This is a genomic window from bacterium (assembly GCA_024228115.1).
Lineage (GTDB): Bacteria > Myxococcota_A > UBA9160 > UBA9160 > UBA6930.
Genome location: JAAETT010000581.1, coordinates 21,264 through 34,691, shown reverse-complemented (window position 1 = coordinate 34,691; position 13,428 = coordinate 21,264). Strand labels below are relative to the sequence as shown.

At 65.6% G+C, this 13,428-nt stretch carries 15 protein-coding genes; 9 read left to right on the top strand and 6 right to left on the bottom strand.

Annotated features, from left to right (window positions below):
- Nucleotides 1–164: 164 nt before the first annotated feature.
- Nucleotides 165–770: a DJ-1/PfpI family protein gene (locus GY937_24290; protein MCP5059834.1), complete on the bottom strand. Its 606-nt coding sequence runs from the start codon at nt 768–770 to the stop codon at nt 165–167.
- 58 nt (nt 771–828) lie between these two features.
- Between GY937_24290 and GY937_24285 the strand changes: the two genes are divergently transcribed.
- From GY937_24285 to GY937_24265, 5 genes are all read left to right on the top strand, one after another.
- Nucleotides 829–2,163 (top strand): aminotransferase class I/II-fold pyridoxal phosphate-dependent enzyme, encoded by a 1,335-nt coding sequence (locus tag GY937_24285; protein ID MCP5059833.1) that lies wholly within the window; start codon nt 829–831, stop codon nt 2,161–2,163.
- A gap of 72 nt (nt 2,164–2,235) precedes the next feature.
- The gene (locus GY937_24280) at nt 2,236–3,168 is read left to right on the top strand and encodes a triacylglycerol lipase (protein MCP5059832.1); all 933 of its coding nucleotides are present in this window, start codon (nt 2,236–2,238) and stop codon (nt 3,166–3,168) included.
- A gap of 72 nt (nt 3,169–3,240) precedes the next feature.
- Nucleotides 3,241–4,161 carry a lipase chaperone gene (locus tag GY937_24275; GenBank protein ID MCP5059831.1) on the top strand — a complete coding sequence of 307 codons (921 nt, stop codon included), beginning with the start codon at nt 3,241–3,243 and terminating at the stop codon, nt 4,159–4,161.
- A gap of 123 nt (nt 4,162–4,284) precedes the next feature.
- Nucleotides 4,285–6,786, top strand: a complete 2,502-nt coding sequence (locus GY937_24270) for a beta-glucosidase (GenBank protein MCP5059830.1) — start codon at nt 4,285–4,287, stop codon at nt 6,784–6,786.
- 92 nt (nt 6,787–6,878) lie between these two features.
- Entirely contained in the window at nt 6,879–7,349 is a 471-nt protein-coding gene (locus GY937_24265) for a hypothetical protein (GenBank protein MCP5059829.1), read from the top strand.
- On the opposite strand, the gene GY937_24260 is transcribed toward GY937_24265, so the two are convergent.
- The gene (locus tag GY937_24260) at nt 7,346–8,992 is read right to left on the bottom strand and encodes an acyl-CoA synthetase (protein MCP5059828.1); all 1,647 of its coding nucleotides are present in this window, start codon (nt 8,990–8,992) and stop codon (nt 7,346–7,348) included. The two genes, GY937_24265 and GY937_24260, sit on opposite strands and share 4 nt — an antisense overlap.
- A 49-nt stretch (nt 8,993–9,041) precedes the next feature.
- Between GY937_24260 and GY937_24255 the strand changes: the two genes are divergently transcribed.
- The 4 genes from GY937_24255 (at nt 9,042) to GY937_24240 (ending at nt 11,486) form a co-directional block, all read left to right on the top strand.
- Entirely contained in the window at nt 9,042–9,806 is a 765-nt protein-coding gene (locus GY937_24255; protein MCP5059827.1) for a hypothetical protein, read from the top strand.
- Between the two features lie 333 nt (nt 9,807–10,139).
- Nucleotides 10,140–10,490, top strand: a complete 351-nt coding sequence (locus GY937_24250; GenBank protein MCP5059826.1) for a hypothetical protein — start codon at nt 10,140–10,142, stop codon at nt 10,488–10,490.
- Between the two features lie 70 nt (nt 10,491–10,560).
- Entirely contained in the window at nt 10,561–11,052 is a 492-nt protein-coding gene (locus tag GY937_24245; protein ID MCP5059825.1) for a MaoC family dehydratase, read from the top strand.
- A 14-nt stretch (nt 11,053–11,066) separates the two neighbouring features.
- Nucleotides 11,067–11,486 (top strand): hypothetical protein, encoded by a 420-nt coding sequence (locus GY937_24240; GenBank protein ID MCP5059824.1) that lies wholly within the window; start codon nt 11,067–11,069, stop codon nt 11,484–11,486.
- Between the two features lies 1 nt (nt 11,487).
- Here the strand turns inward: GY937_24240 and GY937_24235 are convergent, their stop codons facing one another.
- The 4 genes from GY937_24235 to rpsN are packed head-to-tail and all read right to left on the bottom strand — an operon-like array spanning nt 11,488 to nt 13,344.
- On the bottom strand, nt 11,488–12,447 hold the full coding sequence (locus GY937_24235; GenBank protein ID MCP5059823.1) for an alpha/beta hydrolase: 960 nt from the start codon (nt 12,445–12,447) through the stop codon (nt 11,488–11,490).
- A gap of 53 nt (nt 12,448–12,500) precedes the next feature.
- Entirely contained in the window at nt 12,501–12,782 is a 282-nt protein-coding gene (rpmB, locus tag GY937_24230; GenBank protein MCP5059822.1) for a 50S ribosomal protein L28, read from the bottom strand.
- Between the two features lie 2 nt (nt 12,783–12,784).
- Nucleotides 12,785–13,036, bottom strand: coding sequence for a type B 50S ribosomal protein L31 (locus GY937_24225; GenBank protein MCP5059821.1), 252 nt, complete (start codon nt 13,034–13,036; stop codon nt 12,785–12,787).
- Nucleotides 13,037–13,038: 2 nt separating this feature from the next.
- Nucleotides 13,039–13,344 carry a 30S ribosomal protein S14 gene (gene rpsN / locus GY937_24220; GenBank protein MCP5059820.1) on the bottom strand — a complete coding sequence of 102 codons (306 nt, stop codon included), beginning with the start codon at nt 13,342–13,344 and terminating at the stop codon, nt 13,039–13,041.
- Nucleotides 13,345–13,428 lie beyond the last annotated feature (84 nt).

Here is a 13,428-nt window from a genome sequence, read left to right as displayed (position 1 = left end):
GACGACCGGAAGAAAACCCTTGACGTGAGTCCGAATAGAGCCTTGAATCAATCGCACTGAAGTGGCCTTGTTGGGTGTCGGTGGAGAAGCCTCGTAACTCCTTCATCTCACACTCGCAGGGCCATTTCAATGTCCGGCCTCCACCTCAATACGACGGATTGGAGCTAGACCTCCGCCGTGTAGGGCGGTGCCGGTTCGTACTGGATTCCCCGCTGCACCTGACGCGCCACGTCGGGTGAGTGCAGCTGGCCAACCAACCAGAGCGCCATATCGATTCCAGCCGAGACCCCGGCGGATGTAACGAGATTGCCATCCCGCACGAAGCGCGGGCCGTCGAGCACCTCCACATCGCCGCGCGCGCGGAGATCGTCGATGAACCCGAAGAACGTCGTGACCCGCTTGCCCCGCGCGAAACCGGCTTCGTGCAGGAGCAACGCGCCGGTGCAGACACTCGTGACCCATTCGCAATCCGCGCCGACGTTTCGAATCCACCCGATCAGGGCGTCATTCGAGACCTCCCGGCGGGTGCCCTGGCCACCCGGCACGAGCACGACATCGAGATTCGGGGCATCCGCGAAGGTGTGGTCCGGCAACACGCGAAGACCGTTGAAGCAACGGATCGGACCCGCCTCCTCTGCGATCGTCACGACCTTTCCCCGACCCGTCGCCTTCTGAAGAGCGCCGAAGACTTCGAACGGGCCGACGAAATCGAGTTCTTCGACGTCGTCGAAGAGCAGGATTCCGATCGTCACCTCGCGTAGCTCATTCATGCATGCCTCCAGCCTCTGGCCTGGCTCTCGTCACGGTTTTTTGTAACAGTACAAATACATGAGGCAGGCGTTACAGAAGTCTATCGAAGTGATCCGTGGCCGGCAGGCGGCCGAGATCGCAGCCAGCGTGGAAGCCGCCATTCGCGACGGCGATCTCTCGCCGGGAGATCTGATGCCGACGGTCCGTGCCCTGGCGAGCAAACTCGAGGTCAGTCCAACGACGGTCTCATCCGCCTATCGGGAGCTTCGCGGCCGGGGCTTGCTCGTCACCGAAGGCCGCCGAGGGACCCGGGTGAGCCCGGCGCCCCCCGTGATGGCCCCGGCCGCGGCACCCCTTCCGGCGGGCACCCTGGACCTCGCCAGCGGAAATCCGGATCCCGCGCTCCTGCCGCGCCTGGGGCCCTTTCTCGCAGAACTCGATCCGGAGCCCCATCTCTACGCGGAGCAGGTCCATCTTCCGGAGTTGATCGAACTGGCCGGGGCCCGGCTGCGTTCCGATGGCATCCCCTACCCCGCGGTCTCCGTCGTGAGCGGGGCGCTCGATGGCATCGAGCGGGTCCTGCTCGCCCATCTTCGGCCCGGCGATCGTGTGGCGGTGGAAGATCCGGGCTTCGGCGGCGTCTACCACCTCCTTCGCGCCATGGGCCATCCGGTCGAGCCCGTCGCTGTCGACGACGACGGAGCGCTTCCCGATGCCCTCGAGCGCGCGATCGCTCGTGGTGCTCGTGCGGTCGTTCTGACGCCGCGCGCGCAGAACCCCACTGGTGTGGCGTTCACACCGATTCGCACCCGGGAGTTGCAGGCGATCCTCGACCGCCACCCGGACATCTTGATCATCGAGGACGATCACAACGCCGAGGCTTCGGGCGTAGCCGCCGCGACACTCTGCCGAGATGCCACGCCGCGTTTCGCCGTCGTGCGCTCGGTGTCCAAGACCCTCGGGCCGGACCTTCGCCTGGCCATCCTGGCCGGCGACCGGGAGACGGTCGCCCGGGTCGAGGGACGGCAACTCCTTGGCACCCGATGGGTGAGCCATCTGCTCCAGCATCTGGTCGTCAAGCTCTGGAAGGATCGAAGCGTTTCGCGCCTCGTGGCCAGGGCCGAAAAGACGTACACCGCGCGCCGGGAGGCATTGTTGGCGGCGCTTGCCGAACGCGGAATGTCGGCCCATGGCCGGTCTGGCATGAACGTCTGGGTGCCTGTCGCCGAAGAGACCACCGCCGTACAACGGCTTCTGGCCAGGGGATATGCCGTCCGCGCCGGCGAGAGCTATCGGCTGCTCTCCGCGCCGGCCTTGCGGCTGACGACGGCGGCGCTCCCTGTGGGGGAAGCGCCTCGCGTGGCGGAAGCCCTGGCGGCGGCCGGAGCGGCGCCTCTCACCCATGGCACCTGAGCGTGGAGATTCTTGTTGACCTCTTTACCGGTCGGTAAGTAGAGTGCGTGGGTAGATCCTGGAGGGAATCCCATGAAGATTGCGCGCTACCTGTCGGTCCTGCTTCTGGCTCCTGTACTGATGGCGGGGGACTGCGGCGGAGGCGGTGGCGGCCCGACGCCTCCCCAGTATCCCTTCGTCCTTGCCCACGGTTTCCTCGGCGCTGAAACCTACGTCGATCTCCTCGACTACTGGAACGGCATCGTTGACGAGATGGAGGACGAAGGCGCCGAGGTCTACGTCAGCCAGGTGAGCGCGATCCACGACAGCTACGTGCGAGGCGCCCAGCTTCAAGCCCAGGTGGAGAACATCATCGCCACCACCGGTGCGGCCAAGGTGCACCTGATCGGCCACAGCCAGGGCGGCCTCGACATCCGTTACGTCGCGGGCATGCGGCCGGACCTGGTCGCCTCGGTCACGACGGTTGGCTCGCCCCATAAGGGCACCTCGGTCGCGGGATTCATCGCGGACGGAATCAACCTGGATGGTTCGTTCGCAACCTCGTTGTTTGCCTTCTTTGGCGCACTACTGACTCCGGTCGTCGAGCTCCTGGGCGGTACCGCCGACCCCCTCGACGCGAAAGCCGGACTCGCCTTCCTGGCACCCTCCGGAATCGCCGCATTCAATACGACCTTTCCCGACGGCCTTCCGGCCGGCTGCACCCCGGGCCCCGCTGTGGTGAGTGGGATCCGGTACTACTCATGGACCGGTCGCTCCAGGTCGACGAATGTCCTCGACCTGACGGATCCGCTCCTGGCGATCGCCGGCCTCTTCTATATCGGCCAGGCGAATGACGGGTTGGTCACCGTATGCAGTTCCCAGTTCGGCGACGTGATCGACGACGGGCTGATCATGAACCACCTCGACGAGGTCAACCAGATCCTCGGTCTGACGTCATTCTTGGAGGTGGATCCGCGTACGCTCTACCGGGACCACGTCCGGCGGCTGGCCGATCTGGGCCTCTAGGAGCAGCCAGACGTCAGGTTTCTCCCGCCGCGCCATCGCCTTGTTGGTAATCGGCCTGGCCGCGGGTTTCCTGTGGAGCAAACGCCCCCGGGAGGCGCCGCAGCCAGCCGCCCCGGTGGCTGCACCTGCGACGACTCCCGCTCCGCCTGCGATGAACCAGGCCGCCGAACCGACTGCCTCGGGGCTCTCGGGGCGCTTGCAGGTCGATGCCGCGGGCCAATTCATCGCGGATCCCGATGCTCTGGCCTGGCTCCGGTCCTTCCTTCTCTCGCATCGACATCTCGAAGCCGGCCCCTTCGATGCCGCGCTCCGCGACGCCATGCATCGGCCCTGCCCGAGGCGGCCTGGGCCGATGCCGAGGAACTTGCCGAACGCTTCCTCGCATTCCGCGCTACGGCTCAGAGGGAGCTGAACGACCCTGCCCTGGCGGCCAGTGGAGATCTCGAGCGAAGGCTCCAGTGGCTGCGAGAGCTTCGCCGACGCAGTTTCGGAGCTGAGCTCGCCGAGCGATTGTTCGGCGAGGAAGAAGCGCGGCTGCGCGTCGTGTTGGCGATGCGCCGGGTTCGCGAAGACCCCTCTCTCAGCCAGGAGGAACGAGAGGCTGCCCTCGGCGCACTCGAGGAGGAGTTCCCGACCGCCGTGCGCGAAACCCGGGCCCGGACGACGGCGCCCTTGCGTCTGGCCCAGGAGGAAACGGCCCTACGCGACGCAGGTGCGAACGATGCCGAGATCCAGACGCTTCGCGAGGCCCGCGTCGGCAAGGCCGCTGCGGCCCGGCTGGCAGCCCTCGACGAGGAGCGGCGGGAGTGGGATCGCCGATTGGGGGATTACCTCGTAGAGCGAGACGAACTCCTCGCAATAGGGACCGACCCAGAAGGGCTTCGCGAACTGCGCGTCCGACACTTCGCCGAGCACGAACGCTTGCGCGTCGAGCGCCTCGAGGCCAGCTGGCAAGCCCAGCGCCCGGCGATTCCGGAACCAGAGCCCTACTAGAGCTGGCCGGGCTACACTGCTCGCGGACGAACCCCGGAGCATCATGTCACACGTACGTTTCGAACCCGTTGGCTTGACCGCTATCCCAGCCACCTCCGGCGCGTCCAGGAAGAGCAGCAGCCAGTGACCGACGAGAACACTCGCGTCGAAGAACTCCTGGGAAAGCTGACCCTCGACGAGAAGGCGACCCTCACTGCCGGTTCTTCGATCTGGTATGGCGGAAGTGTGCCGCGCCTCGGGATCCCTGCGCTCAAGGTCACCGATGGGCCGATCGGCGCGCGTGGAGGAAACCTCGGCGGCGGCGTGAGTGCCGCGTGCTTCCCGAATGCCAGCGCCCTGGGTGCCACATGGAATACGGGCCTCGTTGAAGAAATTGGCATTGCGTTGGGCGAGGAAGCTCGCACCAAACGAGCTCACGTATTGCTCGGGCCAACGATCAACATGCACCGGTCGCCGCTGGGAGGCCGGCACTTCGAAAACTACTCGGAAGATCCCCACCTCACATCGCGGCTGGCCGTCGCCTTCGTGCGCGGGGTCCAGAGTCAGGGTGTGGGCACCTCGGCGAAGCATTACGTGGCCAACGATTCGGAGTTCGAACGACACACGATCGATTCAGAGCTGAGCGAGCGTGCCTTGCGTGAGATCTACCTCGCGCCCTTCGAGACCGCCGTGGTCGAGGCGAACGCCTGGACGGTGATGGGCGCCTACAACGCGGTGAACGGAAAGCCGGCCTGCGCCCACAGGGAATTGTTGGTGGACGTCCTGAAGCAGGAATGGGGTTTCGACGGGCTCGTGGTCTCGGACTGGTTTGCTGTGCAGGACACCCTGGGCCCGGCCAACGGCGGCCTCGATCTCGAGATGCCGGGACCGCCGCGCTTCTTTGGTCCGGCTCTGGCCCTGGCGGTAAAGGACGGCGCCCTCTCCGAAAGCGAACTCGACGACAAGGTGCGTCGGATCCTTCGCATCATGGCACGCACCGGGGCCCTCGATGCGCCCGAGAGCGAAGAGCCGGAGCAGGCCATCGATCGACCCGAACACCGAGCCCTCGCCCTGCGCGCCGCCTCCGAAGCACTCGTGCTCTTGAAGAACGAACCGGTCCCCGACGGTGCGAGCATCCTGCCTCTTCGGCGGGGGCAGCTGCGACGGCTCGCCGTGATCGGCCCGAACGCCCGGCCCACGTCGATCCAAGGCGGAGGCAGCGCCCGGGTTCTACCTCACTACGAGCGTCACATCCTCGACGCAATCCGGGCCGCCTGCGGAGACGACATCGAACTGGTCCATGCCCAGGGGTGCACGAGCCACAAGAGCCTTCCGGTGATCGATCCAGATCTGGTGGAAACGGACGCCTGGCCGGGCAAGAAAGGCTTCGAAGCTCGTTTCTTCAATGGCCTGGAGCTGGCCGGCGAAGCGGTGCTCGTGCGGCCCATGCGCAGCATGGACACGACCTGGTTCGGGCGTTTCGACCCTGCCGTCGATCCAGATGCTTTCTCGGTTCGCATCAGCGGCCAGTTCACGCCGCAAGCGACCGGTGAGCACCAGCTCGCACTCACCTGCGCGGGGAAGGCCCGGCTCTTCGTCGATGGAGAACTGGTCATCGACAATTGGAGCAAGCAGGTTCGCGGGGAAGGATGGTTCGGAACTGGAAGCCGCGAAGAAGTTGCGAGCCTTCCACTCGTCGCCGGCGAGTCGGCCCAGCTCGTCGTGGAATACACCCGAGAGGGGGCGGTGATGATGGGCGGGCTGAAGCTGGGACACCATCCGCCCCTCCCCGACGACCCGCTCGGAGAAGCCGAGCAGCTGGCTGCAAGCGCCGACGCCGTCATCGTCGTCGTGGGCCTGAACGCCGAGTGGGAGACCGAGGGGCACGACAAGCAGGACGCGAAACTTCCCGGCAAGCAACAGGAGCTGATCGAACGAGTTGCCGCTGCCAACGCGTGCACGGCCGTGGTGGTGAATGCTGGCGCTCCCCTCGTGATGGAGTGGGAAGGAAGGGTTCCCGCCATTCTATGGGCCTGGTACGGAGGCCAGGAAGCGGGCACGGCCGTAGCCAGCGCCTTGTTCGGTGACACCAATCCCTCCGGCAAGCTGCCGACGACGTTCGCCAGGTCGCTCGCCGACGTGCCCTGCCATACGGACTCCGCGGAGGTCTACCCGGGCGATGACGGGCGGGTCGTATACGCCGAAGATCTCTACGTCGGGCATCGCCACTACGATGCGGAAGGAATCGATCCGCATTTCGCCTTCGGTCACGGGCTCTCCTACACGACCTTCGAACTCGGACAGCCATCCCTATCGGCCGATGCGAGCCATCTCGACGAACCGCTCGTCATCACCGTCCCAGTGCGAAACACCGGAGGAGTCCGGGGGCAGGAAGTCGTGCAGTGCTATGTGCACGATCTCGAGAGCCGGCTTCCTCGCCCGGAGCGAGAGCTGAAAGCATTCACGAAGGTCTCGCTCGCGGCCGGAGAGGAAGGCCAGGCGACACTGCAACTCGATCGCCGTGCCTTCTCCTATTGGGATCCTGAGACTCACGCGTGGGTGGCCGAGCCAGGAGCCTTCGAGTTGCACGTCGGCACATCGTCGCGCGCGCTCTCCCATTGCCTCGCATTCGAACTACGCGGATGAGCTGCACTCGCCTTGCGTCGAGGAACGTCCCGTCCCCTTCGTTTCGGCGTTCATGGAAGGCGATCCGGGTGTTGGGCTCTGCAGGGTGGCTGATGGCCGCGGCCGCAATGCATGCGGGTGGAATCGGCTTTCCCGGCGAGAAGTGCGCGTTCGATCACTGGCCCCAAGCCGGATGGGTCGTTGCGCCAACTCCGAAGCCGGATGGCGACAACCGACTACTGCGCGCGAGCCACGACCCGCGACGCGGCCTGGCAATCGAGGCCTGGGCCGGACCCACGTCGGCCTCTCGCGACAACGAGGCTCCGAACGCCGAGGAGAGGCAGCGCGCGGAGTTGACGGAGCGGGGATGGCAGGTGAGCCGAATCGATCATGCCCCGGTTGGGGAGCATCAAGCCGTTCGGGCTCGCGCCCATCGCCGTGCGGCGGGGCAGGTCTTCGTGCTCGACGAGTACCAATTCGATGCCGCCGGGCGGCATTTCACCATGCGAGTGACTGGCCGGGGCGTGGGCGCGTTGCAGGACCCCGAGGTCCAGCGTTGGCTTCAATCCTTCCGCTTGCTCTAGACCTCCTGGCTCTCCTCGACCTGCGCCTTGGCCCAGCGATAGTCTGCCTTTCCTGACGGACTGCGCTGGATGGCATCGCGGAAGACGAACGCCTTCGGCAGCTTGTAGCGGGCGATGTGCTTGCCGGCCTCGCTGAGCAAGCCGGGCTCGTCGGCACTCACGCCCTCCCGCAACGCGACGACCGCAACCACTTCCTGGCCCCAGCGTTCACTCGGGCGACCGGCCACGACGACGTCGAAGACATCCGAATGCTGCTTCAGCGCCTGCTCCACTTCCTCCGCGAAGATCTTCTCGCCGCCGGAATTGATCGTGACGGAATCGCGGCCGAGTACCTCGATCGAGCCGTCCTCCCGGTAGCGGGCGCGATCCCCCGGCACGGCGAAGCGCGTGCCAGCGATGACCGGAAAAGTCTTCGCTGTCTTCTCCGCGTCGCCGAGGTAGCCAAGCGGAACCCGCCCCTCCTGGGCAAACCAGCCCATTTCGTCATCACCGGGGGAAAGCACCCGGGTGAGATCGGCCGAGACCACCACCGCCCCGGCCATGGGCTTGAAATCACCGGTCGAGACCCCCGTCTCCTTGTTGGACGGATTGCTCGCCTGGGCTCCGGTCTCCGAAGAGCCGATCGAATCCAGGATCGTCACATTCGGAAGGCGCTCGAGGAATTCCTTCTTCGCCGCCGTCGAAAGCGGTGCCCCACCCGACCCGACCACGAAGAGGCCGGACAAGTCGTATTCCTTCTTCGCCATCTGGTCGAGCAGCGGCCGCGCGAAAGAGTCACCCACGATGGTGAGGGAAAGCGCGCGCTCGCGTTCTGCCGTCGAAAGGAAATCGTCCGGGTCGAGCTTCCGGTGGTCATTCGGAAAGACGACTCCGTTGCCCATTCCAAAGTTGATGAAAGCACCCCACTGGGCCGCGCCGTGCATCAACGGAGGGCCGATCAAGCACTTCAGACCGGGGCCGTTCTTCGCCACTTCCGCGATCTCCTCGAGCGAGGCCACTTCCGTGCCATCCATTTTTCGGCCGCCCATCGCGCCCATGTGGATATCCGCCGAACGCCATAGGACACCCTTGGGCATGCCCGTCGTGCCGCCGGTGTAGAGGATGTAGAGATCGTCGGGCGAGGCCTCCACGTCGGGTCCATCGGGCGACGCGGCGGCAAGGGCGGTCTCGTAGTCGAGTGCGCCCGGCAAGAGCGGCTCTCCCGAATCGTCCGCGATCTGGATCAGCAGTTCGAGGTTCGGGAGCTTGTCGCGAAGCGCCGCCACCTTCGGGGCGAACTCGGCATGGAAGAGAATGGCCTTCGCCTGGGAGTTCTGGAACAGATAGACGAGCTCCTCTTCCACGTAGCGATAGTTCACGTTCAGCGGAGCAACCCGCGCCCGGAAGCAGCCGAGCATGCCCTCGATGTATTCGTTGCCGTTGTAGGCATACATCGCGAGATGAGGCTGGCCTGATTCGTGGCCCGCGAGCGTTCCGCGCTCCGTTTGGACCCGAAGCCCGGCATCGACCAGCACGTTCGCGAAACGTCGACTGCGCTCGGCCAGCTGGGCGAAGCTGTAGCGACGGTCGCGGAAGACGATGGCCTCGCGGTCCGGGACCGCACCAGCAATGGCATCGATGACTTCGCCGAAATGAAAATCCATGGGACTCCTCGGATGCGCTACGAGAGCGGGGCGTGTCATCATAGCGCCCGTGGAGAGCCTCAAGCTGCGCATTTCCCACCAGACGCCCGAGCCCGTGGAGGACCGGCCGGAGGGCCTGGTATGGATCGAGCAAGGCCCCAATCGAGCAGTGCTGCTCACCCCGGATGAGATCGACGACACGAAGACGTATCCGCTCATCACCCTGCTCCACGGTGCGGGCCGCCAGGACGAGCTTCTGCTGAAGGGCTGCCGAGGCGAACCGGAGCGCCGGCAAGCCTTCTTCCTGATCCCGAGGTCATTGCACATGACCTGGGATCTGATCGCCCTTGGCGTGGCAGGCGGGGCGGCCCTCGACCCGGCCGCGGGCCCGCCGGCTTCGGACCGCCCGGACGTGGATTTCCTCGAGTACGCCTACGATCTGATCTGGCGCCGCTTCCCGATCGACCCGGAGCGGCAGGCTCTATTGGGCTATTCGGATGGCGCGAGCTACGGGCTTGGCGTGGGCCTCTCGAATCCGGAGATCTTCAGCGCCGTGATGGCCTGGGCTGCGGGCTTTCTCGTCATCGACGGCAACGCCATTCCGGAAGGAGCGCGCAAACCGCCGATCTATCTCGAGTACGGAACCCACGACGAGCTCTTCGATTTCGAACAGGTCGCAAAGCCCATGCAGCGAAACCTCGAGGAACTCGGCTACGACGTCTCCTTCCACGCAGACCAGGGCGGGCGTCACTGGCCCTCGAGCACGTTCCAGGATGAAGCGTTGGATTGGCTTCTCGCTGAGGTCTGGCAGCCGCAGAAATCGCAGCGTCGTTGACGGGCAACGGGGGCGGGGCCTCCGATCAGGCCTTCGCGGTGCGGGGAGACGACCTCTCCCAGGAAACGAGTTGCCACGGCCTTCCTACGCGCCCATGATGAGGGGATAGGAGGTGCCCCATGAGCGAGACCCCGACGATTCCTGATGGTCCCCCGGCGACCCAGCGAAACTTCCAGGAGCGTGTGATCGGCGCGTTGATGCTCGACGCCACGGTCTTCGAGGAAGTGGAACACGACGAATCCTCCATGGGGCAGGCTGCAGCCGTGGTGGCGATCTCGGCCGTCGCCGGCGGGATCGGCGCGTTGGGCGGCGGCGGCGGACTGACGAGCCTGGTTGGAGGCGTACTGCTGGCGGGCCTGGGTGATCGGTGCTGCGGTCGTCTGGCTGGTGGGCGTCCAGATGATGGGCCATTCGTCCGACCTGCCGCAGCTGCTCCGCACGCTCGGCTTCGCGTCGGCTCCTGGGGTGCTGCGGGTCCTCGGGATCATTCCCCTGCTCGGATGGATCGCGGTCCTGGCCGCTGCGATTCTCTCGTTGATTGCCTGGGTGATCGCCGTCCGGCAGGCACTCGACGTGGATACCGGCAGGGCCGTCCTGGTCTGCGTTCTGGCGTTCATCGCCCAACTCGCCATCGGCGTCGTGTTGGCCACCATGGGCCTCGGAGTCCTGGCCGCCGCTGGCTAGCTCCGGCTGCGGTAGAATCCGGCGCCCATCCGGACAGTCACGACGGCTGCCGGAAGGCAACGGAGGAACCATGGCCGAGAAGATCGACATCACGGATGAGATGCAAGCCGCGGTAGGCGTGGAAAGCCCGCCGTGGACCTATGAAGTGACCACCACGAGCGTGCGTGCCTTCGCCCGCGGCGTGGGCTACACGGATCGGGTCTATTTCGACGAGGCCGCCGCGAAGGCAGCGGGCTATCCCAGCCTGCACTGCCCGCCTACCTACCTCGGCACGCCGGTGTTCATCCCCGGCGAGAGCAACGATACCTTCAGCGGGCCAAAGAACTCCGGGCCCGGCGTGAAGCATGGCCTCAAGAACGTGCTCGATGGCGGAACCGAAACGGAGTACTTCGCCGACATCTGTGCCGGCGACACACTCAGCGTCTCCTCGAAGGTCTCCGACCTCACGATCCGTGAGAGCAAGACGACCGGCCAGATGCTGATCGTCACGAATGAGACCACCTACGTGAACCAGGATGGCACGGTCGTCGCGAAGCAGCGCGGCCAGGGCCTCTTCTACTAGGCCGGGGGAAGAACATGCCTCTCAACTACGACAGTTTCAAAGAAGGCGATGCGCTCCCCGAGCTGAAGAAGGCACCGGGGGTGACCCAGCTCGTGAAGTACGCAGCTGGCGGCGGAGATTTCAACCCGCTGCACCACGACTTCGCCTTCCCTCAGAGCAAGGCCCTGGGATCGATCATCATCCACGGCCGTTTCAAGTACGCCGCCCTCGGCGAACTCGTCTCCAACTGGCTCGACCACGGCGGCCGCATCCGAAAGCTCTCCTGCCAATACCGCGGCATGGACCTGCCCGAAGCCGAGATGACCCTCGGCGGGACGGTGAAGCGCAAATGGGAAGAGAACGGCGAGAAGCTTGCCGAGCTCGACCTCTACGTGAACAACGCCAAGGGCAAGAACACGACGCCGGGCAACGCCATCGTCGTGTTGAAGGGCTGATTCAGGCTTCGGCTTCGAGCGCTGCCGCCACGAAACGGCGGCAGCGCTCGTTGGCCTGCTCGGCCAACGGCAGCGGCAGCATGTTGAAGCCATGGATGCCGCCGGGATAGATCGCGAGCTCGGCGGCCGAGCCTGCGCTCTCCCAACGGTTCGCCATGAACAGACTGTCGTCTAGCAGCGGATCGAGGGTGCCGACACTGAATAGCGCCGGTGGCATCCCGGAGAGGCTTGCGTAGAGGGGGGATACGTCCGGATCCCGACGTTGGCCTCGCTCGGGCACGAAGTGGCTGGTGAACCACTCGATGATCGGCGTCGAGAGGACGAGGTTCCGCTCGCCCCAGTTTCGCACGCTAGGCGTGAAACCCAGATCGTAGGCACCAAAGACCAGGTTGGCGGCGCGAAACGGGTTGGCGCCATGCTTGTCCCGAAGCCGCAACAACGTGACGGCCGAGAGGTGGGCGCCTGCGGATTCGCCCCCGATCACCAGCTGTTCGGATCCGAACTCCCGGGCATTCTCCATCACCCACAACGCCGCCGCCTCACAATCATCCGGCGCCGACGGGTAGGGATGCTCGGGTGCCAGGCGGTAGCCAACACTCATGACCACCACGCGCGCCTCCTGGGCGAGCGCGTCGAGCATCGTGTCTTGCTGGTCTTCTGCGCCGAGGGTCCAGCCACCCCCGTGGAGGTGCAGGTACACTCCTCGCACCTCCCCGGCGGGTCGCAAGATGCGAAGCGGGATCTCGCCGGCCGGTCCCGCAATGCTGCGGACTTCGGCATGCTCGAGCTTCACCAGCTCTCCGATGGGAGATTTTCCGCTCGCCCGTTCCGCTCGAACTTCGGACGGGTCCCGGGTGTCGATCGAGGGCACGGACGCCAGCAGCTTCTCGATCGCCTCGTTGGCCAGCTGCGTTCCGGAATCGACGGACTCCGGCGCGAAGAGCTTCGGGTCTATCCGCATATCGCCACCACCTCCCGCATCACGAAGGTAGCGCCGAGTCCGACCGGGTCCGGCTAGCGAAGCGCCTTCTGCACGTTGCGCTTCAAGCGCACGGCGTCCGGAGCGAGCTTGCGATCGTCCATCTTCAGAAGGTACGGGTCGAGCCCGCCATGCTTCTGGACCGTGCGCAGGGCGCGGGTGGTGATGCGCAGGGCAACGCGTCGACCGAGAGCATCGCTCTGCAGGTGAACGCGCTGGAGGTTCGGGTCGAAGCGCCGACAGGTCTTCACGTTGGAGTGCGCGACGTTGCGTCCGGCCCGGGGGCCAACACCCGTCAGCTGACAACGCTTGGGCATGACTACTTGCTCCCCTTGGTGCCGTAGCGCTTGCGGAAGCGATCGACGCGGCCTTCGGCATCCAGGCTGCGCTGCTGGCCGGTCCAGAACGGGTGACTCTCGGCTGAAATTTCGAGCCGGATGACCGGCATCTCTTCGCCGTCGACTTCCTGGGTCTTGTCCGAGGAGAGCGTCGAGCGCGAAACCCACTGATTCCCCGTCGCGTTGTCGACGAAGAGGACCTTGTGGTAGTCGGGGTGGATCCCTTCCTTCATGGCTACCAGCTCGATTTCCGCATGCCGGGCAGTTCGCCCCGCAGCGTCATCTCGCGGAGCGCGATCCGGGAGAGGCCGAACTTGCGGTAGACGGCTTTCGAGCGGCCACTGATCCGACATCGTCGGGTGAGCCGGGTCGGGCAGGAGTTGCGCGGCATCTTCGCGAACTCGGCCTGGATCTCGTACTTCTCGTCTACGTCGACGTTGGGATCGTTCAGCCGCTTGCGCAGTTCAGCGCGGCGCTCGGCATATTTGGTGATCAACCGGCGGCGCTTCTGATCGCGCAGCACCTGGGACTTCTTGGCCATCCGAAAGGATCCCTCCGTTCGCCCGGTCGGGCGAGAGCGGCGGAGGTTAGGAGGCTCTGCGGGGGACCGCAACGCACTCCCCGC